The following is a 20,921-nucleotide window of genomic DNA, read 5'->3' as shown; positions in this document are numbered from 1 at the left end:
TAGGCCGCCCCGACGAGCCGCCTCGCCACGCGATGGCCTTGAGCTGGCCGGGTCACTCCTCGACCCCGAAGGCCAGGTCCAGGCTGGGTGCCTTGAAGTTCCGCTTCGGCTCGTCGCGCAACGCGTCCGCCATGATCCGGGCCACCCCATCGGCCACCTTCGCCTGCACCCGGGAGCCGACGAGATCCTGCGGATCGTCCGGGTTTGCGGCGATCGCCGCCACCGCCAGCTGCGGCGTGTAGATCACCACCGTCTCGGTGGCGTAGTTGTCCGAGCTACCGGTCTTACCGGCCACCGGACGCTTCACGATCTCGTACACGTCGGTCGCCGTACCGCCGTTGCACCGGCCGAACGCCGACTGGTCACCGACCGGGCAACGCGCCGCGTCCGTGGCCGCCCGGGCTATGTCGGCGTTCAGGACCCGCTTGCAGGACGGGTTGCCGACGGCGACCGCCCGGCCGGCGGCGTCCTTGATCGAGACCACCGGCAACGGATCGCAGTAGCGGCCTTCCGCCGCCACCGTCGCGTAGGCGTTGGCCAGGTCCAATGGCGTGGTGGCGGCCACCCCGAGCACGAACGGTCCCCATTCCCTGGCACCGTTGCGGGCCAGTTCGGCGTCGCCGTCCGACCGGAAGGTGATGCCCAACCGCTCGGCCATCTCCACCACCGCCTCCGCCCCGACCCGCTCCGCCAGGTGTACGAAGTAGGTATTGACCGAGCGCCCGAAGCCGGTCCACATGGTGCGATAGCCGTCCATCCGTTCCGGATTGGCGTTACGCGGACACCAGTAGCCGCCGCAGCTCGCCGATCCGGTCACCTGCCACTTGGTGATCAGCCGGGTAGGTGAGTCGTAGCCGGTGCTCAACGGCAGGTCGTCCTCCAGCGCGGCCAGCATGGCGAACAGCTTGAACGTCGAGCCACCCTGGTAGCCCTCGATCGCCCCGCCCCCAGCAATCAGCTGGTTCACGGTGTTGGGGTAGTTCTCCTGGCCATCGGGGTTCTCGGCCAGGCTGTAGTGCCGGTTGACCGCCAGCGCCAGCACCCGGCCGGTGCCCGGCTGCACCACCGCGGTCGGTACGGCCCGGGGATTGTCGTAGTCGTACACCGCCAGGGATTCCTCCAGGGCGGTCGCCTGGATCCCTGGATCGAGCGAGGTGGTGATCGCGTACCCGCCCCGGCGCAGTGCCCGTTGCCGTTGCTGTACGTCATCCCCGAAGGCCGACTGGGCGTTCCACCACTGCTGGAAGTAGTCGCAGAAGAAGCCCCAGTCGTCGTGTTTGGCCGGCACTCCCACGCAGTCGTTGGGCTCGGTACTGGGCCGGAGCTGAAGCTTCTCCGCCTTCGCCGTCGCCGCCTCGGCGGCCGGCACCATGCCCATCTCCACCATCTGGTCCAGCACGTACGACCGGCGCCCCAGCGCCGCGCCGACGTCGCCGCTGATCGGGTCGTCGGTGTGCGGCGACTGGACGAGTCCCGCCAGGAGCGCCGCCTCGGCGAGGGTCAACTTGTCGGCCGGCTTGGAGAAGTAGCGCTGACTCGCGGCGGCGATGCCGTATGCCCCGGCCCCGAAGTAGGAGATGTTGAGATAGCGGCCGAGGATCTCCTCCTTGGTGAGCTGGCGTTCCAGCGCCAACGCGTACCGCATCTCCTGGAGCTTGCGGCCGGTGGTCGTCTCGGTGGCCGCCGCCCGCTGCTCCTCGGTCAGGTTGGGATCGTTCTTCAGCACGTTGCGCACGTACTGCATGGTCAGCGTGGAAGCGCCCTGTCGTACCTCGCCGCCCTGCTGGTTGGCGACGAACGCCCGTACCACGGCACGCACGTCGACTCCGCTGTGCCGATAGAACCGGGTGTCCTCGGCCGCCACCATCGCCTGACGCATCACCGGTGCCACCGCGTCGAGCGACACGTCGTGCCGGTTCTCCGCGTAGAAGGAGGTGATCAGGGTCTTGCCGTCGTTGGCGTAAAGATAGGACCGTTGCGCGGTCGGCGGGGTCGACAGGTTCCGGGGCAGATCGTCGTAACCGGCGCTGATCGAGCCCAGCCCGATCAGGAGGAGCGTGCCGGACGGGATGGTGGCCACCCCGAGGATCGCACCGGCCGCCACCCCGACCACCAGCAGAAACCAGATCTTGCGGACCCGGGACCGGGCCCGCGACCCAGACCGGGAACGCAACCGGGATCGCAACCGGGACAGAGACCGTAACCGGGCCATACGCTTACCCCTCGCAACGGCGTAGAAGCGTTAGAACCAGTTCAGAATGACCACGAACTACGTGGTACGGCCGCCTTTTCGGTTAATCAGCAGGAAATTCACACTATCCGGGCAGCAGTACGGCCGCGAAGGGCTGCACCGTCTCCTCGATCTCGTCGGCCACCCGGCTGAAGCACTGGTCCCCGCGACCCCACGGGTCGTCCAGGTCGTCTGCGGGCAGCGGGGTGGCTCCACGCCGGGCCGCGTCGACCGCCTCGACCAGTGCGACGCCCCGGGCGTACACCGAGTCGGGGGTCAACTCCACCGGGGGCAGCGCCGCAGCGTCCACCCCGGCCAGCAGCCGGCCGAACTCCCCCAGCACGAACGTCCGGGCGGCGGCGTCAGGGCGCAGCGCCACCACGTACTCCTGCTGGTCCGCCGTCGCGGTCAACACCAGGTCGGCGGCGTCGATCTGGTCGGAACGCAGCTTGCGGGCGGCGAATCCGGTGATGTCACCACCCCGGCCCCGCACCTGCCGGGCAGCCGGGGGATTCATCTCCTCACCCGCGTGCCAGCCACCGGTGCCGGCGCTGTGGCTGTGCAACAGCTCGTCCGCGACGGAGACCTCGGTCGCACCGCCCAGCGACCGGGCCACCCGGGTACGGACAGCGAGGGTCAGCAACCGCTCGGCCATCGGCGAGCGACAGATGTTGCCCATGCAGACGTGCAGGACGGTGAAGGGTGGCACTCAGGACACCTGCCCCTGGATGTCCGGCACCACGTCGCGCAGCTTTTCCAGGGGGATCGCGCCCTGCCGCAGCACCCGGCAGACCTGCCCGGTGACGTCGACGATGGTGCTCGGCACCGGATCGGGACACGGTCCCGCCTCCAGATAGGTCCGGACCGTGTAGCCGAGCTGGTCACGCGCCTCCGCCGCGGTCACCGCCGCCGGCTGCCCGGTCTTGTTGGCCGAGGAGACGGCCATCGGCCCGGTCTCCCGCAGCACCTCCAGCGCCACCGGATGCAGCGGCATCCGCACCGCGACCGTGCCGTCGGTGTCCCCGAGGTCCCACTGGAGGCTCGGCGAATGCTCCACCACGATGGTCAGCGCGCCCGGCCAGAACGCCTCCACGAGGTCGCGGGCGACCGGCGGCAACGAGTAGACCAGCCCGTCGAGGGTGTGTCGCGAACCAACCAGGACCGGCGGCGGCATCTGCCGGCCCCGGCCCTTCGCGTCGAGCAGTGCCTTCACCGCGTACGGGGTGAAGGCATCGGCGCCGACGCCGTAGACCGTGTCGGTGGGCAGCACGACCAGTTCGCCGTTCTTGACCGCTTCGATCGCCGCAGCGATGCCTCGGTCCCGCTCGGCGAGCGAACGGCAGTCATAGAGCATCACGGGTAGCCAGTCTGCCACGCCCCAGCCGGCCCGGGGTTGCCGGAGCCGCTGTTCCCAACCCCCGACGGGTGCCACCCGGAGATCGGTCCCGCCGAGCGGTGGCGAGGTCAGACCTGGCGAGCGATGCCAACCGGAGACGAGGTCGGGCGTCAGGCCCGGCGAGCGATGCCAACCGGAGACGAGGTCGGGTGTCAGGCCCGGCGAGCGGTGGCGAACCGGGGCCGACCGGTCAGGTCCTGGTGCCCGACGATCTCGGTGAACCGGTCGTCGGCCCGAAACAGCTCGGGCACCGCCGCTCCATGACTGTCGTCGTGCTCGATCCCGACCACGCCCCCCGGGCGCAACAACTCGGCGGCACGGGCGATCACCGGGCGGATCACCGCCAGCCCGTCCGGTCCGGCGAAGACCGCCTCCGCCGGGTCGTGCTCGGCCACCTCCGCCGGTACGACGGTGGCCGCCGGCACGTACGGCGGGTTGCACAGCAGGACGTCCACCTGCCCGGCGAACCCGGACAGCAGCTCCGGATCCGTCACGTCGCCGGACAGCACCTCCACCGACCGGCCGCCAGCCGCCGCACCGGCTGCCGTGTTGCGCCGCAGCCAGTCCAGCGCAACAACCGACCGTTCCACCGCCACCACCCGGGCCCCGGGCACCTCGTCGGCCACCGAAAGGGCGATCGCGCCGCTACCGCTGCACAGGTCGAGAACGAGGGCGTGGCCGGCTGGCGCGACCGCGCGGGCCTGCTCGATACCCCAGCCGGCGAGCAGCTCGGTCTCCGGCCGGGGCACGAACACCCCCGGTCCGACGGCCACCTCGACGTGCCGGAACGCGGCCGAGCCGAGCAGATGTTGTAGCGGCTCCCGGCGGACCCGCCGGGCGACCAGTTCCATGAACCGGTCGTACTGCGCGGGAGTGAAGTCCTCGGCCAGCGCCAACCGGCCCCGCGACACGCCCAACACGTACGCCGCGAGCTGTTCCGCCTCGACCCGGGCCGGGCCGACACCCGCCTCAGCCAGCACCGTCGTCGCGACCGCCACCGTTCGGGACGGCCGAAACCGATCCGCCTCGCCGCCAGAGCCTCCGCCGCGTCCTGTCACGACATAATCATGGAACGTCGGCGACGACGTCGCGCCACGGGGGCGTATCGCTCACGACCGCTGGGGAGGTTACCGTGAGCTGGCTCGACCGGGTCAATGACCAGGCCGATGTCATCCGGCGCGCCCAGGAGCTCCAGGAGAGTGACCGGTCGGCCGAGGCGTGCCTGGCCCTCGATCTCGTGATCAGCACCACCCGGGACCCGTACACCCGGGCCGAGGCGATGCTGCAACGGCTCTCCGCGCTGATCAACCTCGGCCGGACCGCCGCGTACACCAGCGCCGTCGAGCAGGCGTTCGCCGCCGCCCGCGACCTCGCCGAGCCGTACCTGCACGGGCACCTGCACGCGCTGGCCGGGCTCGCCGCGCACCACCAGGGAGCGTTGGACCGGTGCGTCACCCACCTGGTCCGCGCCGAACGGGCGCTCGGCAGCGTGGAGAATCCCGGCCGGGCCACCGCCTGGGCCTGGCACGACCTGGCGATGGCGTACTCGTACCTCAGTTTCCACGGCTACGCGTTGCGCGCCATCGAGCGCGCCCGGCAGCTGGGTGCCGCCGCCAGCATCCCGCAGGAGACCTTCGCCGCGCCCGGTATCCGGCTGCGCAACGCCGTGGCCCTCGACCACAACGGGGACAGCGACGGCTGCCTACGGGTGCTCCGGGACATCGGCGGTGACTTCGAACGCTTCCAGCGCGGCGGCCGGGCCACCCGGCTGCGCCCGAGCGGGCTGGTCGCCTACGGCTACGCCATCGCCCGAGGGGCGGCGCTCGGCGACGCGGCCGGGCCAGTCGGGCGGCCCGACGCCGCCGAGCTGCTCAGCCATGGTGGCGACAGCGCTCGGGCCCGGGACATGCGGCTACTCGGCGCGGCCTGTCTGGCCATCGCCGCCGGCCGCCCCGTCGAGGCGATGTCCCAGCTCGACGGGATGACCGTCTCCACCGAGACCCTCGGGGCGGCCGAGCACGCCCGGCTTCGCAGCATGACGTACGCCCTGGCCGGCGACCACTCGGCGGCGCACCGGACGGACCGGTACGCGTTCCGGCTGGCCGCTCAGCGCAACGACCGCCTACGGGACGTCTACGTGGACGGGATCGCCGCCCGCATCGACCAGGAGGAGGTACGCCGGGACACCGCCCGGTATGGCGGCGAGGCGCTGATCGACCCGCTCACCGGTCTGCCCAACCGGCGGCGGCTGGAACGTTACGTCGCGGCACTGATAGACCGGGGCGAGCGGGCGGTGATCGGGGTCTGCGACGTGGACGGGTTCCGAGCGGTCAACGCCGCCCACGGCCATCACTCCGGTGACCTGGTGTTGCAGCGCATCGCCGGGGTGATCAACCGGGTCATGCGCCGGGGCGACCTGGTGGCCCGCTACGGCGACGACGACTTCGTACTGCTGCTGCCCGGAGCCGGGATGAGCCAGGCCACCGAGGTGACGCGGCGGATCATCCACGCGATCCTCGCCGAGGACTGGGAGTCGCTGGTGCCGGGCACCCCGATCGACGTCCGGGTGGGCTTCGCCGAGGTACGTCCCGGTGCCCCACTACAGCAGGCGCTGGGTCTCGCCTTCGAGCTGGCCGAACGGCAGCGCTCGGACCGGACCCGCCCCGCCTGACCGTCGACGACCCGGTCTCGCCGTTCTCCTCGTTCTCCTCGCTACGGCGTAGCGTTCCGTTGGAGCCGGATCAAGCGGCCGTACTGGAGATCTTCCGGCGGGGTCAGCCTCCGGGCACGGCGACGACAGCTTCACCAGCCTGATCGACGTCCTCGCTGCCCGCTCCTGACCCGGGTGCCGACGACCGGCTAAGCCCACCACATGACCCGGGTGCCGACGACCGGCTAAGCCCACCACATGACCCGGGTGCCGACGACCGGCTAAGCCCACCACATGACCCGCAGCCCGGCTACGACACCTCCCAGCCGGGCGCGGGTCGCGTTCGTCAGCGGCGGGACAGCTCGGTCTCGCCCGCCAGCCGGGCCGTCCGGTCCGCCTCGGTCAACGCGCCGAGGACGCCGTCCAACTCCCCGGCGAGCACCAGGTCCAGGTTGTACGCGGTGAAGCCGATCCGGTGATCGGTGATCCGGTTCTGCGGGAAGTTGTAGGTCCGGATCCGCTCGGATCGGTCCACCGTACGCACCTGCGCCTTGCGGGCGTCCGAGGCGGCGGCGTCGGCCTGCTCCTGGGCCACGGCGAGCAGTCGCGCCCGCAGGATGCGCATCGCCTGCTCCCGGTTCTGCAACTGGCTCTTCTCGTTCTGGCAGGAAACCACGATCCCGGTCGGCACGTGGGTGATCCGGACCGCCGAGTCGGTGGTGTTGACCGACTGGCCACCCGGGCCAGACGAGCGGAACACGTCGATGCGCAGGTCGTTCGGGTCGATGGTGACGTCCACGTCCTCGGCCTCGGGCAGGACGAGCACCCCGGCGGCGCTGGTGTGGATCCGGCCCTGCGACTCGGTGACCGGCACCCGCTGTACGCGGTGCACGCCGCCCTCCCACTTGAGCCGCGACCAGACGCCGTTGCCGCCCTCGGGTACGCCCTTGGTCTTCACCGCGAGCGAGACGTCCTTGACGCCGCCGAGGTCGGAGTCCTGTGCGTCGATCACCTCGGTGACCCAGCCGTGCCGCTCCGCATAGCGGGTGTACATCCGCAGCAGGTCCCCGGCGAACAGGGCGGATTCCTCGCCGCCCTCACCGGCCTTGATCTCCAGGATCACGTCCTTGGCGTCGTGCGGGTCGCGCGGGATGAGCAGCTCGGCCAGCCGTTCCTCCAGCGCCGGCAGGGACGCGGCGATCTCGTCCACCTCGCTGGCAAAGGACGGGTCCTCGGCGGCCAACTCCTGGGCGGCGGCCAGGTCGGCCCGGGCCTGTTCCAGCTCACCGGCGGCCTTGTGCACCGGGGTCAGCTCGGCGAAGCGTCGGCCCACCCGTCGGGCGGTGGCCTGGTCGGCGTGGATCGCCGGGTCGGCCAGGCGCTTCTCCAGCTCCGCGTATTCGGCGAGGAGCCCGGTCAGGCGTTCGTTGCTCATGCGCCGGCCTCGACGATTCGCCCGCTCATACCCGTACTCCTTCGATCGAGACCGGAACCACGACGCCGCCGGTCGGCTTCGCTACCGGACCGGCCCAAAGACGGACCGACCCCAGAGCGACCGGCCCAAGACGAGACCGGCCAAAGACCGACCGGCCCAAAGACGGACGACGCCCGCGTCCGGCGCTAGACCGGACACGGGCGTCGTCGACGCAGCTACTTGGCCTTCTTGGCCTGAACCTTGGCGTACTTCTGCTGGAACTTCGCGACCCGACCGGCGGTGTCCAGCACGCGCTGCTTACCGGTGTAGAACGGGTGGCAGGCGCTGCAGGTCTCGACGTGGATCGAGCCGCCCTTGGCGGTGCTGCGGGTCGTGAAGGAGCTGCCGCAGGAGCACGTGACCTCGGTGGTGACGTACTCCGGGTGGATGTTTTGCTTCATGTCGCCTCGGTCCTTTCGTTGACGGTCGCCGGGTCGCCCTCGCCGCACCGCAGTCCGCGTGACGAACCGCTCGCGTGACGTAGTCGGGCGTGAACCGGAACCCTGGCCGATTGACCAGTGTGCCATGCACCGTCGGGCGCGGCGAAATCGGACTGCACACCGGGTCCCGTGACGGCTAACCTGACTCGCCCCTCAGGTATTCCCCGGCCCTTGTCGGCCACCGGATCCCCCTTGAGCGGGCTGCCTGTCGATTTCCCGTCCTGCCGGAAGGCACACCCGTGACCACCCCCGTACGCACCTCGACGCCTCGACTCACCGACGTCCTCGACGCCACCGCCCTGGCTGACGCGCTCGCCGCCGGACACGTCCGGGTCCAGCGGCACCCCGAGCACCCCCTGTCGATCTACAACTACACCGAGGCGTGCACGTACGGACAGTTCTGGACACCGGTGACGACGACCTGCCGGGGGCTGATCGTGGACGACCGCACCGAGATGGTGCTGGCCCGGCCCTTCGCCAAGTTCTTCAACCACGACCAGCCCGGGGCACCGACGCTGCGGATCGACGCGCCGGTGACGGTCACCGACAAGGCGGACGGCTCGCTGGGCATCCTCTACCCCGACCCGGAGGGCGGCTTCGCGGTCGCCACCCGGGGGTCGTTCGCCTCCACCCAGGCCGAGCACGCCACCGCCGTACTGCGTAACCGGTACCCGGACTTCGCCCCGCCGGCCGGGCTCACCGTACTGGTGGAGATCGTCTACCCGGCCAACCGGATCGTGCTGGACTACGGCGGGCTGGACGACCTGGTGCTGCTCGGTGCGGTCGAGATCGCCTCTGGTCGTACCCACGGGCCGGAGGCGGTGTCCGACTGGCCGGGCCCGGTGGTCGACCAGCTCGACCATGCCACGTTCGCCGAGGCGCTGGCCGCCCCACCCCGGGACAACCGGGAGGGCCTGGTGGTGCACTGCCGGGAGACCGACCAGCGGGTGAAGATCAAGTACGCCGACTACCTGCGCCTGCACCGCCTGGTGACCGGTCTGACTGCCCGCTCGGTGTGGGACGTGCTGGTCAACGGCGGGGATCTCGCCGCGCTCGTGGAGCCGCTGCCCGACGAGTTCCACACCTGGGTACGCGAGGTCGTGGCGACGTTGACCGCGACCGTCGAAGAGCGGGTCGTGGAGATCGAGACGGCGTACCAGGAGATCGTGGCCGCGCTGCCGGAGGGCTGGACCCGACGGGAGTTCGCCCAGGCGGTGCACCAGCACCCTGACCGGGGACAGCTGTTCCTGCGGCTGGACGGCAAGGATGTCCGCCCCCTGCTCTGGCAGCGGGTCCGACCGGCACCGGAGTGGACGCCGTACTCGTCGACCAGCCGCCCCGACCCCACCCCGACGCGCCCATGACATTGAAAGACTTACATTAAAGAAAGTTAACCGATAGGCTTCCCGTACCCAACCGAGGTGGGATGCCATGAGACTTCGTCGGGAACTGATCGCACTGGTGGCGGGCACGGCAACGGCCGTCCTGGTCGGGTTCGTGTCCGCACCGTACGGACTCGCCAGGGCGGTCGACGCCTCGGCGAACGTACCGCTCGTCGCCTGCTCGGCACCGGCCTGGGCCGAGGGCACGACCTATCCGGCGGGCAGTCAGGTGACCTACACCGGCCGGTTGTACGAGGCCCGGGTGACGCACACCCCGCCGGTCGGCGCGGGTTGGAACCCGGTGGCCGCCCCCTCGCTCTGGCGGGACCTCGGCACCTGTGACGGCGGAGGGTCGCCCAGCCCGACGCCGACCCGTACCTCGTCACCGTCCCCCACCGCGAGCCCGACCGCCTCGCCGTCACCGACGGTGAGCCCCACCTCCTCCCCCGGGACCGAGACCTGCCCGGTCAAGTCGAAACCGGTCGGCAAGGTACTCCAGGGATACTGGGAAAACTGGGACGGCGCGGTCAACGGCGTGCACCCGCCGCTCGGCTGGATCCCGATCACCGACCCCCGGATCCCCGCGCACGGCTACAACGTGATCAACGCGGCGTTTCCGGTGATCCGCTCGGACGGCACGGTGCTCTGGGAGGACGGCATGGACGTCACCGTGAAGGTCGCCACCCCGGCCGAGATGTGCCAGGCCAAGGCATCCGGCCTGACGATCCTGATGTCCATCGGCGGTGCGACGGCCGGCATCGACCTCAGTTCGAGCGCCGTAGCCGACCGGTTCGTCGCCACCATCGTGCCGATCCTCAAGCGGTACAACTTCGACGGGATCGACATCGACATCGAGACCGGGCTGACCGGCAGCGGCAACATCAACCAACTCTCCCCGTCGCAGGCGAACCTGATCCGCATCATCGACGGGGTACTCGCCGCGATGCCGGCCAACTTCGGCCTGACCATGGCACCCGAGACGGCGTACGTCACCGGAGGCAGCGTGACCTACGGCTCGATCTGGGGCGCGTACCTGCCGATCATCAAGAAGTACGCCGACAACGGCCGCCTCTGGTGGCTGAACATGCAGTACTACAACGGCAGCATGTACGGCTGCTCCGGCGACTCGTACTCCGCCGGTACCGTCCTGGGCTTCACCAAGCAGACCGACTGCCTGAACGCCGGGCTGGTCATCCAGGGCACCACCATCCGGGTGCCGTACGACAAGCAGGTGCCCGGGTTGCCCGCCCAACCGGGTGCCGGGGGCGGCCACATGTCCCCGGCGTTGGTGGCCCAGGCGTGGAACACCTACCAGGGCGGTCTGAAGGGCCTGATGACCTGGTCCCTGAACTGGGACGGATCGCGCGGCTGGACGTTCGGGGACAATGTCAGGAGCCTCCAGTCCCGCTGACCAACCGCTCGTCGCCTGCTCCCTGGGCCGCATCCCGTACACGCGGTTCGGGGCGCAGGCGCGTCGCGACCAGCCGACACCGACCAGCCGACACCGGCCACCGGCCACCGGCCACCGGCCATGGAAACCCGCGCGCCACGAAGATCAATACGGCGTACGGTGGGACCGACCTGACGCGACCCATGCCGGAGCGACCGCCATGACCCGACTGATCCTCACCCGAGGGCTACCCGCCTCCGGCAAGACCACCTTCGCCCGGAAGTTGCAGCCGAGCGTGGTCCGGGTCAACCGGGACGACCTGCGCCGGATGCTGCACGGCGAGCGGCTCTTCGTGCACTGGGCGGAGAGCCAGGTCACCACCGCCCAGCGGGTGCAGGTCGAGGCGCTGCTGCGGGCCCGGGTCGACGTCTGCGTGGACGACACCAACCTGCGGGCCAAGACCGTACGGGAGTGGGCCGAACTCGCCGCCCGGCTCGGCGCGACGTTCGAACTGCACGACTTCACCGACGTACCGGTGGACGAGTGTGTCCGCCGGGACGCCGTACGACCGGAGCAGGACCGGGTCGGCGAGGAGGCGATCCGGCGACTGCACGAGCGCTACCTGGCCGGACGCAAACTGCCCCTGCCGGTGCCGTACGTCTCCCCGGGTGGACCGGCCACCGTCTACACCCCGCCGACCGGGGCACCGGAGATCGTCCTGGTCGACATCGACGGCACCGTCGCATTGATGAGCGGGCGCAGCCCGTACGACATGACCCGGGTCGGTGAGGACCGGCCCCACCACGCCGTGATCGCGGCGGTACGGGCGATGCACGCCGCCGGCTACGGGGTGGTCTTCTGCTCCGGCCGGGACGACTCCTGCCGGGAGGTGACCGAGTCCTGGCTGGCCGAGCACGTCGGAGTCCCCTACCTTGCCCTACACATGCGGGCGTTGGGCGACACCCGCAAGGACTCCATCGTCAAGAAGGAGATCTTCGAGCGGGAGATCCACGACCACTACCGGGTCGTCGGAGTCTTCGACGACCGGATGCAGGTCGTACGCATGTGGCGCGATCTCGGTCTGACCGTCTTCCAGGTCGCCGACGGCGACTTCTGACGCAGTACGGAAGGGTCCCTTCCTATCGCTCCTCGCGTAGGAAGGGACCCTTCTCTGAGTGGAAGCTGGCTAGGCGGCCGGCGCGGTGCGAGCGCCTACCCGGGGTGCGAGCTGAAGCGTCGCCTCGGCCCGTACGCCGTTGACCGTCACCGCCACCACCACCGAACCGGTGGATCGCAGGGCGGTCAGTCGACCGGTCGCCGGGTCGAACCAGGCGGTGTGCCAGGGGCGCAGCCCCAGCGGCGATCCGATGTGGACGCTCGGTGAGGCGGACCAGTCGGCGCTGACCGGTGCCGCCACCGGCACCTGCCGGCCGCCGGCCTGGGTCACCGTGGCGGTCACCTGGGCCGGTGTACCGAGGGCGACCACCGGTGGGGCGGTCACCGTCAACGCGTCCACGTGCGCCCGGGTCTGCGCGGTCACCCACTGCGGGCCCTCGGCGAGCGGGTTCCGTCGGGCCCGAGACGCCTCCGCCTCGGTCACCGGATCGACGCCGAACATCGTCCAGCCGGTGAACCCACCGAGGTGCGGGGCGGTGGACGGGTTCTTGCCCGAGTTGCCGTTGATCACGTACGGCACCCCGTCGACCCGCCCGGCGGAGAAGGCACCGACGTGACCGCCGACGAAGAGCGCGCCCTTGCCGGTGGTGTGCTGGAACTCGGCCAGCCACCGCTCGACCAGTGCCGCCTCCTTGCGGTCGCCGAGCTGGCTCGCCTTGGCCGGGGACGGGTCACGCGGCGGGTGGTGGTGCAGGACCACCACCGACCCGATCGTCGGGTCGGACGCGGCCTGGTCCAGTGCCGTCCGGAACGCCTCGATCTGGTCGAAGCCGCCCCCGCGCAGCGTGCCGGTGGCCGAGTTCAACGTGACGAATCGGGTGGCCGTGCCGCCGCTGGCCGGTCGGTGGTCGAAGACCCGGTGGGTGTCGCCGAAGACCGCCTTGAAGTTGCTGATCGGGGCGCCCATGATCTCGTGGTTGCCGGGGACGTAGTAGTAGGGCGCCGTCCCGGCCAGCTCCTCGTCCAGGATCCGCTTGGCCAGCGCGAAGTCGGCCGGGTAGGCGGTGTCCACGAGGTCGCCGTTGATCACCAGGAAGTCCGGCTTCGCCGCCCGGATCTCCCGCAGCGTACGGCGGGCCTGGGCGACCAGGTCGCTGTCCGGGTCGGCGGCGACGAACTGGGCGTCGGACATCACCGCGAAGCGCCAGGGTGCCCCGTCCACCGTGCCGTCACGCAGCACCACCCGGTCGGTGCGCGGCGACTCGGCCGGCGCGTCGACCGTCGGAGGTACCCGGGCCACGATGTCGTCCACCACCACCTCGTTCTGGTAGGCGGTGGCGGCATCGGTCTCGGCCACGTAGAACCGCCGGATCCGCACCGGATACTGCACCCCGGCCGGCACCGCCATCTCGACGTAGCGCCAGCCGGTCCAGTCCAGGTCCGGCCCGCGCAGCACGTGCTGCTGGTCCAGCGCGTCGTGCAGGTGCAGGCTCGGCCATTCGCCCCGACCGTTGGCGTAGATCCACATGCCGAACGCCTGCGGCTGGCCGGGCACCTCGATCCACGCGGGCGGGTTGGCGTACGCGGCCCGGGTGCCGGTGGACTGGCTGAAGTCGTACGACAGTTTCAGGCCGGTGCCGGTGTGCCCGGCGGCCGGGGCGGCCGATCCGGTGGCCCGAGCGGCGCTGAACGTCCAGTTGGCCGCGTCGTCGAAGGTGGCGACCGGCACGTCGGTCAGACCGATGGTGACCGGCACCACCGTGCTACTCGCGCCCACCTTCAGCGTGACCAGGCCGGCACCGGATTCGGCCTTCGCCTTGACCGACAGGTTGCCCTCGGCGGTGGGCGTGATCTCGAACAGGTTCCGGTCGTAGTCGAGCCGCACGTCAGCCGGCTCGATCGGCGCGGTGTTGCCTTCGGCGTCGTACCCGACGACCCCGACCAGGCCGGTCGCGCCGGCACCGACCAGACCCACCCGGTCCACCGTGCCGCTGATCCGGTCCAGCGGACCGAGCACGGTGAGTTTCACCTCGCCCCGAGCGGTGCCCCGAGCGGCGGTCACCGTGGCCTCGCCCGGCACCAGTGCCCGGAAGACACCGTCGGCGTTCACCGCACCCCGTACCGCCGGGGTGGTCCGCCAGGTGGGCTTGCCGACGGCCGGGCCGTAGGTCTCGTCGTGACCGGCGGCGGTCAGTCGACGGGTGAGACCGGGGAAGACCCGGTCCGGCCGGCCGCCGCGTACCGGGCCGACGCCGGGCGCGGCGCTCGGGTCGATGGCGGTCTCCACCCAGTAGCCGGTCAGTTTGCCGCTGCCCGCAGGCGCGTAGATGGCCAGGCCGTTGGGCACGGGCCGCTCGGAGCCGTCCGACGGGCTGTTCTCCACCTGTACGGTGGCGACACCGGGCTCCCTGGCGAGCAGCGTGGAGGAACCGCCGCCGTCGAGGTTCAGCGCGTTGTGCGCGCCGAGTTCGGCCATCATCCGGCCCAGCTCGGTCTGCGTCACGCCCCGGCTGTCGACCTGCCGGCCGTCGACGGTGAGCAGGAACATCTTCCGACCGTCGGCGGAGAAGCCGACCGAGGTGCGCGGGGCCAGGGTGACGTCGGCGATGTTCTCCGGTACGCCGTCGCGCAGAACCACGTTGCCGCCGCCGACCGCGGCGTGCGGTGCGCCACCGGCGGAGGGACGCGGCTGGTAGGCGACGTCCACCGGGTCACCGGGGCGAAGACCGGCGAGCGCGTCGGCCCCGCCGTCGCGGCCGAGCAGGATGGTGGTGCCGGCCGGGATGGGTCCGCTGCCGGCAGCGTCGGTGACACTGACCACGTGACCGTCGACCAGGGCCACCTCCGTGACGCGGGCGGCACCATTGACCGCACGGCCCCGGGTGTACGACCCCCAGAGCGGCGTGAAGACACCGATGCCGTTGGCCTGGATCATGTTGTTGAACTGCGTCAACGCCACCGGACCGGTGGGCAGGGTGGCGGTGCCCTCGAAGTACACCTGGATCACCCGGCCGATCCCGTCGGCGGTGACGGCGGCGGCGTTGTGGTGCCCGGCGACCGGCGATTGGACGAGCTGCCCACTTTGGATACCGATGCCCTGGGCGGCCCCAGAGTTGTTGATGTCGAAGAAGTCGCCGTTCACCGCGGCCACCGCGCGGGACCGGTCGACGGCGCGACGTAGTGGCTCGGCCTTGGCGACCTCACCGGAGTTGACGTAGTCGACGGTGAGCCCGCCGGAGAGGTCGGCGGTCAGCGCGTCGGCCCGCAACCAGCCGGCGGAGTCGAAGCGGTCGAACGAGGTGAGGGTCAGCCCGGGAGCGACGGGTCTGCTCCGCCGGTCGGTGTCGAAGCCACCGGCCGGTTCGGCGGCGAGCAGCGTGGAGGATCGGGCCGGATAGGAGGAGGCGATCGGACTGTCTTCGGCGAGGGTACCGCCGGCCGGAAGGCTGCCGGCGGATGCCGGGGCGGCGCTGGCCGGCAGCGGGCCAGCCAGGGTCAGCAACGGTGCCAGCAGCAGGGCACCGAGGAGGTGGGCGGGTCGACTGCGGGTACGCATGCCGGGTAGTCAACCGGATGGTGAATAGAAGTTTCAATACCCGCCGATTGAACTGAAGGAAAATTCCGCACCTCGTCGCGCGGCGGCACCCCGGAAACGGCGTGAGCCGGACCGCTGTGCGGTCCGGCTCACGCCATCGTCGTCGACTGGAGACGAGCAGGGCTGGGCAACTACTCCCCCGGCGTCGACTTCGCGATCTGCATCAGGAACTCGATGTTGGTGCGGGTCTGCTTGAGCTTGTCGAGCAGCAGGTCCAGCGCCGCCTGCGAGTCCAGCGAGTGCAACACCTTGCGGAGCTTGTGCGTGATGACCAACTCCTCCGGTGCGAGCAGGATCTCCTCCTTACGCGTACCGGAGGTGTGGATGTCGATGGCCGGGAAGACCCGCTTGTCGGCGATCTTCCGGTCCAGCTTCAACTCCGCGTTACCGGTGCCCTTGAACTCCTCGAAGATGACCGTGTCCATCACGGAACCGGTCTCCACCAGGGCGGTGGCGAGGATGGTCAGCGAGCCGCCGTTCTCGATGTTGCGGGCCGCGCCCAGGAACCGCTTGGGCGGGTAGAGCGCGGTCGAGTCGATACCGCCGGACATGATCCGACCGCTGGCCGGGGCGGCCAGGTTGTACGACCGGCCGAGCCGGGTCACCGAGTCGAGCAGTACGACCACGTCGTGGCCCAGCTCGACCAGGCGCTTGGCCCGCTCGATCGCCAACTCGGCGACCGTGGTGTGGTCCTGCGGCGGCCGGTCGAACGTGGCCGCGATGACCTCGCCCTTGACCGAACGCTGCATGTCGGTGACTTCTTCGGGCCGCTCGTCGATCAGCACCACCATCAGGTGGCACTCCGGGTTGTTGTGGGTGATCGCGTTGGCGATCGCCTGCAACACCATCGTCTTACCAGCCTTCGGCGGCGACATGATGAGCGCCCGCTGACCCTTGCCGATCGGCGTCACCAGGTCGATGACCCGGGTGGTCAGGATGTGCGGCTCGGTCTCCAACCGCAGTCGCTCCTGCGGGTAGAGCGGGGTCAGCTTGTAGAACTCCGGTCGACGCTTGGCCTCGTCCGGGTCCATGCCGTTGATCGCGTCCAGCCGGACCAGCGGGTTGTACTTGTCCCGGCGCTGCTCACCCTCGCGGGCGGCACGCACCGCACCGGTGACGGCGTCACCGCGCCGCAGGCCGTACTTCTTGACCTGGGACATCGACACGTAGACGTCGTTGGGGCCGGAGAGGTAGCCGGTGGTGCGGACGAACGCGTAGTTGTCGAGCACGTCGATGATGCCTGCCACCGGGACGAGCACATCGTCCTCGTTGACCTGCGGCTCCCGGCCGCCGCTCTCGCCCTCGGGACGGTCGCCCCGGCCGCCACGACGACGGTCGCGGAATCGGCTACGGCGGCCACGGCGACCGCCGCCCTCACCGTCGTCGTCTCCGTCGTTGTCACGGTCCCGATCCGCAGTCCCGCGCTGACCACGATCGCCACGATCAGCCCGCTCGCCACGATCAGCCCGCTCGCCACGATCAGCCCGCTCGCCACGATCAGCCCGCTCGCCACGATCAGCCCGCTCGCCGCGATCAGCCCGCTCGCCGCGATCAGCCCGCTCGGCCCGGTCGGCACGATCAGCCCGCTCGGCACGGTCGCCACGATCAGCCCGCTCACCACGGTCGGCACGATCAGCCCGATCGCCCCGCTCGGCACGGTCGCCCCGCTCGGCCTGGTCAGCCCGTTCTGCCTGGTCGGCGCGCTCAGCCCGACCACCAGCCGGGGTCTCCTCGACCCGCGACTCGGCCTGAGCGGCGGTGGCAGCCGCATTCCGGGACCGGCGGGAGCGGGGGCGGGTCTCGCCCTCGGCCGCCGGCTTGTCCGGTACCGGTGCCTGTGCCGTGTCGCCACGCCGTTCGCCGGCGTCCCGAACCTCGGCCCGGACCTCTTCCCGTGCGGGAGCTGCCGCTGCCGCGACCTCAGCCCGAGGACGCGGTGCGCTGCCCGCAGCAGCAGCGCCGCCCTGCCGCTCCGTGATAGCGGCGATCAGTTCGCCCTTGCGCATCCGGGCCGTACCGGAGATGCCGAGCGACGCGGCCAGGCTCTGGAGCTCCGGCAACAGCTTCGCCGAGAGTCCGGTGCCGGTCCGCCGACGGCGGGCGGGACCTGTGGTGGCTTCGCCAGCGACGTTGGAAACATCCGACGTCACGTCGGTGGTGTCGCTCAATGGATTCCTTCCCTCGATAAGGCCGGGGCTGCCCGGGGTCGAAGAACAGGTGGCCGGGCGGCCTCGGTGCACCCGCCTCGCGTGACACGTAACGGGAGTCTGTAACACAGCAGTCGGTCGGTTTCGACTCACCAGTACTGGTGAGCGAGTCTCGCCTTCTGCGGCGACCTTGGAGAACTGCGGTGCGGCGTGGGCCTAGGCAGGGGTAGACGGGCTAACCGCCGAAAGCTTCGGGGGTGCGCCGACCCGCAGGAGATCGCGGTGCTTCGCGGCTGTGCTAAGTCTAGAGCGTAATCAACTCTTCCGACCTGCGGCAACAGGGTCCCGCTCGGCGTGTCCCAGTCTACCCCCCTCGACCAGGGCACCGGCGACATCCACGGACAACCTTTGGCAGATCCAATCCATTCCCGGGTCGAATCCTGCCGGCGGCTCGGTCAGCGCCAGGACCGTCGGTCCCGCCCCACTGACCACAGCTGTCACACCCGCCGCACGCAGGGCCGTGAGCAGGGCGGCGGTGCCAGGCATCCCCGCCGCCCGGTAGTCCTGGTGTAGCCGATCCTCGGTCGCGGCCAGTAGCAGACCGGGCTCGGTGGTGAGGGCGTGCACGAGCAACGCGGAACGGCCGGCGTTGAACGCCGCGTCCCGATGCGGCACGGTAGCCGGCAACGCGGCACGGGCCACCGAGGTCAACCCACGTTCACCGGGTATGAACACCACCGGCTGCACGGCCGGGGCGATCGGCAGGGAAACCGCCCGGGCTCCAGGCAGGACACCGGTACGCGCCGCGGACTCCGCGGTTTCCGTCCAGGCGATGGTGAACCCGCCGAGCAGGCAGGGCGCGACGTTGTCCGGATGCCCCTCGATCTCGGCGGCCAACCGCAGTGCGCCGGCATCGTCGAGGCGCTGGCCGCCGTCGGTCACGAGCGCCCGGGCAAGCTGTACGCCAGCAACGATCGCCGCCGACGAGGAACCCAGCCCCCGAGCCTGCGGGATGCGGTTCACGCAGTCGACAGCCACACCCGACGGCTGGCCGCCGAGCACGTCGAAGGTGGTCCGCATGGCGCGTACGACCAGATGTGTGTCGTCGGCGGGCAGCTCACCAGCGCCTTCACCGGTCACCTCGACCCGGCAGCCGCTCGACGTGACCCGGGCGGTGACCTCGTCGTAGAGCGCCAGCGCCAGGCCCAGCGCATCGAAGCCCGGCCCGAGATTGGCGCTCGTCGCGGGCACGCGCACCCGCGCCGGCCCGGAGACGAAGGACAGCGGCATTCGTTCATGCTAGGCCGCGTCCGGCACTCGGCCAGCGCCGGTATGCCTACGGTCTCGCCAATCGCGGTCGTATCGACCATCGCCGGTAAGGTGTCGGCATGATCCTGGGAGCGGAGGAAGCCGTGTTCGGAGACCTGCTTGGCCCATCGTTGGGGACACTGCCGACCATGCTGGTGCTGGTGGTCGGGCTGATCCTGGTGGCCGTGGCCGGCAAGCGGCTGCCCGGTCGCGCCCGGGTGCTGGCCTTCCTCGGCGGCGCGGTCCTGTTGCTGGAACTACTTCTTGCCCTGGCCTGGGGACTGGCGATTCCCACGTTGTTCAGGGAGGGTGTCTTCAACCACGCTGAGTTCACTCCGATCAGCCTCGTCGTCTCCCTGCTGCTGAGCCTCATGCAGGCAGCCGGGATCGGGCTGCTCATCGGCGCGGTACTGGCCGGCCGTACCGCCAGGACGGAACCGACAGCGACGCCGACCACGCCGTCGGCCGCGCCTGCCGCCTGGTCGGACACGCCGACGTCGGGCACGCCAGCGCAATACCCGACGATGTCGGCCCCGTACCCGCCGGCCTCCGCACCGCCGGCACCGGCCCAGTGGACCCCACCGACGTCCTGACCGACACCATGCCCGGAGTCGGGCGTTGGCCGGAATTCACTCGTCCGGTGACTTCTCGGACGGTGACTTCTCGGACGGTGGTTGTTTCGGTGTACGCCCTGCGGCACGCAACGCCTGCCGTAGGGCGTACTCGATCTGTGCGTTGACGCTACGCAGGTCGTCGGCGGCCCACTTGGCAACTGCCTCGTAGACCTGCGGATCGAGCCGTAGCAACAGTTTCTTGCGTTCGGCCATCAGCCGGCAACCGCCTCAGCTGTAGAGGGAACCCGCATTGACGACGGGCTGAGCCGCCCGGTCGCCACAGAGTACGACGAGCAGATTCGCCACCATCTGGGCCTTGCGTTCCTCGTCCAGCTCGACGATGTGCTCCACGCTCAGCCGCTCCAGGGCGTTGGAGACCATACCCACCGCCCCTTCGACGATCTTGAACCGGGCCGCGACCATGGCGTTCGCCTGTTGCCGGGCCAGCATCGCCTGGGCGATCTCCGGCGCGTACGCGAGGTGGGTGGTCCGTGATTCCAGCACCTCGACGCCGGCCAGTTCCACCCGTTCGCGCAGTTCCTGGGTCAGCTCGTCACTGACGGCGAGACTGTCCCGCAGGCTGGCCCGGCCCGAGTCGTGCGCCTCGTACGGGTAGCTGGTGGCCAGGTGCCGGACCGCCGCCTCGGCCTGCACGGAGACGTACTCGACGTGGTTGTCGACGGCGAACACGGCCTTGGCGGAATCGACCACCCGCCACACGACGACGGCGGCGATCTCCACCGGATTGCCGTCGGCGTCGGAGACCTTGAGCCGGGCGGTCTCGAAGTTGCGCACCCGCAGGGTGACCTGCCGGTGCGCGGTCAGCGGCCAGGTCCAGTGCAGCCCGGCATCCCGGATGGTGCCGACATAGCGCCCGAAGAACTGCACGACCTTCGCATTGTTGGGATTGACGATGACGAATCCGGTGGTGGTGACGACGGCGAGCACGGCATAGCTGACGGAGGCCACGACGATCCACAGCACGGCGTCGGAGGCACCGGCCAGCAAGATGAGCACCGTCGACACCGCTGCGGCCAGTGCCACCAGTGCCGCGATCACCAGGAACCCGGGAAGCCGGAAGGCGGACCTCTCCATGACATCTCCTTGCCATCAAAGTGATATCACCAAGGTATCGAGTGACTCGCCGGGCACACAAGTCCCCAGAAAAATCCGGCGGCT

16 protein-coding genes are annotated in these 20,921 nt (G+C 70.4%); 5 read left to right on the top strand and 11 right to left on the bottom strand.

Annotated features, from left to right (window positions below; genetic code table 11):
* Nucleotides 1–52: 52 nt before the first annotated feature.
* The 4 genes from FHR38_RS20005 to prmC form a co-directional block, all read right to left on the bottom strand.
* Nucleotides 53–2,173 (bottom strand): transglycosylase domain-containing protein, encoded by a 2,121-nt coding sequence (locus FHR38_RS20005; protein ID WP_246446654.1) that lies wholly within the window; start codon nt 2,171–2,173, stop codon nt 53–55.
* A 142-nt stretch (nt 2,174–2,315) separates the two neighbouring features.
* Nucleotides 2,316–2,939, bottom strand: a complete 624-nt coding sequence (locus FHR38_RS20000; protein ID WP_184536108.1) for an arsenate reductase/protein-tyrosine-phosphatase family protein — start codon at nt 2,937–2,939, stop codon at nt 2,316–2,318.
* On the bottom strand, nt 2,940–3,584 hold the full coding sequence (locus FHR38_RS19995; RefSeq protein ID WP_184539951.1) for an L-threonylcarbamoyladenylate synthase: 645 nt from the start codon (nt 3,582–3,584) through the stop codon (nt 2,940–2,942). It abuts the gene before it with no gap.
* A gap of 194 nt (nt 3,585–3,778) precedes the next feature.
* Nucleotides 3,779–4,624 (bottom strand): peptide chain release factor N(5)-glutamine methyltransferase, encoded by an 846-nt coding sequence (prmC, locus tag FHR38_RS19990; RefSeq protein WP_184539949.1) that lies wholly within the window; start codon nt 4,622–4,624, stop codon nt 3,779–3,781.
* Nucleotides 4,625–4,758: 134 nt separating this feature from the next.
* Between prmC and FHR38_RS19985 the strand changes: the two genes are divergently transcribed.
* On the top strand, nt 4,759–6,297 hold the full coding sequence (locus tag FHR38_RS19985) for a GGDEF domain-containing protein (protein ID WP_184536107.1): 1,539 nt from the start codon (nt 4,759–4,761) through the stop codon (nt 6,295–6,297).
* A gap of 325 nt (nt 6,298–6,622) precedes the next feature.
* On the opposite strand, the gene prfA is transcribed toward FHR38_RS19985, so the two are convergent.
* A complete protein-coding gene (gene prfA, locus FHR38_RS19980) occupies nt 6,623–7,711 on the bottom strand; it encodes a peptide chain release factor 1 (RefSeq protein ID WP_184536106.1) in 1,089 nt (362 codons plus the stop codon).
* Between the two features lie 215 nt (nt 7,712–7,926).
* Nucleotides 7,927–8,151 (bottom strand): 50S ribosomal protein L31, encoded by a 225-nt coding sequence (rpmE, locus tag FHR38_RS19975; RefSeq protein WP_184536105.1) that lies wholly within the window; start codon nt 8,149–8,151, stop codon nt 7,927–7,929.
* A gap of 278 nt (nt 8,152–8,429) precedes the next feature.
* On the opposite strand from rpmE, the gene FHR38_RS19970 reads away from it, so the two are divergent.
* From FHR38_RS19970 to FHR38_RS19960, 3 genes are all read left to right on the top strand, one after another.
* Nucleotides 8,430–9,554: an RNA ligase gene (locus FHR38_RS19970; protein WP_184536104.1), complete on the top strand. Its 1,125-nt coding sequence runs from the start codon at nt 8,430–8,432 to the stop codon at nt 9,552–9,554.
* Nucleotides 9,555–9,621: 67 nt separating this feature from the next.
* The gene (locus FHR38_RS19965) at nt 9,622–10,983 is read left to right on the top strand and encodes a glycosyl hydrolase family 18 protein (protein WP_184536103.1); all 1,362 of its coding nucleotides are present in this window, start codon (nt 9,622–9,624) and stop codon (nt 10,981–10,983) included.
* A gap of 199 nt (nt 10,984–11,182) precedes the next feature.
* Nucleotides 11,183–12,079, top strand: a complete 897-nt coding sequence (locus tag FHR38_RS19960) for a phosphatase domain-containing protein (RefSeq protein ID WP_184536102.1) — start codon at nt 11,183–11,185, stop codon at nt 12,077–12,079.
* A gap of 69 nt (nt 12,080–12,148) precedes the next feature.
* Here FHR38_RS19960 and FHR38_RS19955 read toward each other — a convergent pair whose 3' ends face one another.
* From FHR38_RS19955 to thrB, 3 genes are all read right to left on the bottom strand, one after another.
* On the bottom strand, nt 12,149–15,634 hold the full coding sequence (locus FHR38_RS19955) for a phosphodiester glycosidase family protein (protein ID WP_184536101.1): 3,486 nt from the start codon (nt 15,632–15,634) through the stop codon (nt 12,149–12,151).
* Between the two features lie 170 nt (nt 15,635–15,804).
* Nucleotides 15,805–17,841: a transcription termination factor Rho gene (rho, locus tag FHR38_RS19950; protein ID WP_184536100.1), complete on the bottom strand. Its 2,037-nt coding sequence runs from the start codon at nt 17,839–17,841 to the stop codon at nt 15,805–15,807.
* A gap of 294 nt (nt 17,842–18,135) precedes the next feature.
* Nucleotides 18,136–19,110 carry a homoserine kinase gene (gene thrB / locus FHR38_RS19945; protein WP_184536099.1) on the bottom strand — a complete coding sequence of 325 codons (975 nt, stop codon included), beginning with the start codon at nt 19,108–19,110 and terminating at the stop codon, nt 18,136–18,138.
* Between the two features lie 98 nt (nt 19,111–19,208).
* Between thrB and FHR38_RS19940 the strand changes: the two genes are divergently transcribed.
* Nucleotides 19,209–19,721 carry a hypothetical protein gene (locus FHR38_RS19940; RefSeq protein WP_184536098.1) on the top strand — a complete coding sequence of 171 codons (513 nt, stop codon included), beginning with the start codon at nt 19,209–19,211 and terminating at the stop codon, nt 19,719–19,721.
* Between the two features lie 36 nt (nt 19,722–19,757).
* On the opposite strand, the gene FHR38_RS19935 is transcribed toward FHR38_RS19940, so the two are convergent.
* Together FHR38_RS19935 and FHR38_RS19930 are read right to left on the bottom strand one after the other, a co-directional pair.
* Complete coding sequence (locus tag FHR38_RS19935) at nt 19,758–19,955, bottom strand: type II toxin-antitoxin system antitoxin (protein ID WP_184536097.1); 198 nt, start codon at nt 19,953–19,955, stop codon at nt 19,758–19,760.
* Nucleotides 19,956–19,970: 15 nt separating this feature from the next.
* Nucleotides 19,971–20,837 (bottom strand): SPFH domain-containing protein, encoded by an 867-nt coding sequence (locus FHR38_RS19930; RefSeq protein ID WP_184536096.1) that lies wholly within the window; start codon nt 20,835–20,837, stop codon nt 19,971–19,973.
* Between the last annotated feature and the right edge of the window lie 84 nt (nt 20,838–20,921).

This window comes from Micromonospora polyrhachis (genome assembly GCF_014203835.1).
GTDB classification, from domain to species: domain Bacteria; phylum Actinomycetota; class Actinomycetes; order Mycobacteriales; family Micromonosporaceae; genus Micromonospora_H; species Micromonospora_H polyrhachis.
The sequence above is the reverse complement of the archived record's forward strand: the minus strand, read 5'-3'. Positions and strand labels throughout refer to the sequence as shown.

What these genes read in the sequence shown, in the direction of transcription:
- FHR38_RS19995 (WP_184539951.1), bottom strand. Translation starts at nt 3,584, where the DNA reads ATGCTCTATGACTGCCGTTCGCTCGCCGAGCGGGACCGAGGCATCGCT.
- prfA (WP_184536106.1), bottom strand. Translation starts at nt 7,711, where the DNA reads ATGAGCAACGAACGCCTGACCGGGCTCCTCGCCGAATACGCGGAGCTG.
- rpmE (WP_184536105.1), bottom strand. Translation starts at nt 8,151, where the DNA reads ATGAAGCAAAACATCCACCCGGAGTACGTCACCACCGAGGTCACGTGC.
- FHR38_RS19965 (WP_184536103.1), top strand. Translation starts at nt 9,622, where the DNA reads ATGAGACTTCGTCGGGAACTGATCGCACTGGTGGCGGGCACGGCAACG.
- FHR38_RS19960 (WP_184536102.1), top strand. Translation starts at nt 11,183, where the DNA reads ATGACCCGACTGATCCTCACCCGAGGGCTACCCGCCTCCGGCAAGACC.
- FHR38_RS19955 (WP_184536101.1), bottom strand. Translation starts at nt 15,634, where the DNA reads ATGCGTACCCGCAGTCGACCCGCCCACCTCCTCGGTGCCCTGCTGCTG.
- thrB (WP_184536099.1), bottom strand. Translation starts at nt 19,110, where the DNA reads ATGCCGCTGTCCTTCGTCTCCGGGCCGGCGCGGGTGCGCGTGCCCGCG.
- FHR38_RS19940 (WP_184536098.1), top strand. Translation starts at nt 19,209, where the DNA reads ATGATCCTGGGAGCGGAGGAAGCCGTGTTCGGAGACCTGCTTGGCCCA.
- FHR38_RS19935 (WP_184536097.1), bottom strand. Translation starts at nt 19,955, where the DNA reads ATGGCCGAACGCAAGAAACTGTTGCTACGGCTCGATCCGCAGGTCTAC.
- FHR38_RS19930 (WP_184536096.1), bottom strand. Translation starts at nt 20,837, where the DNA reads ATGGAGAGGTCCGCCTTCCGGCTTCCCGGGTTCCTGGTGATCGCGGCA.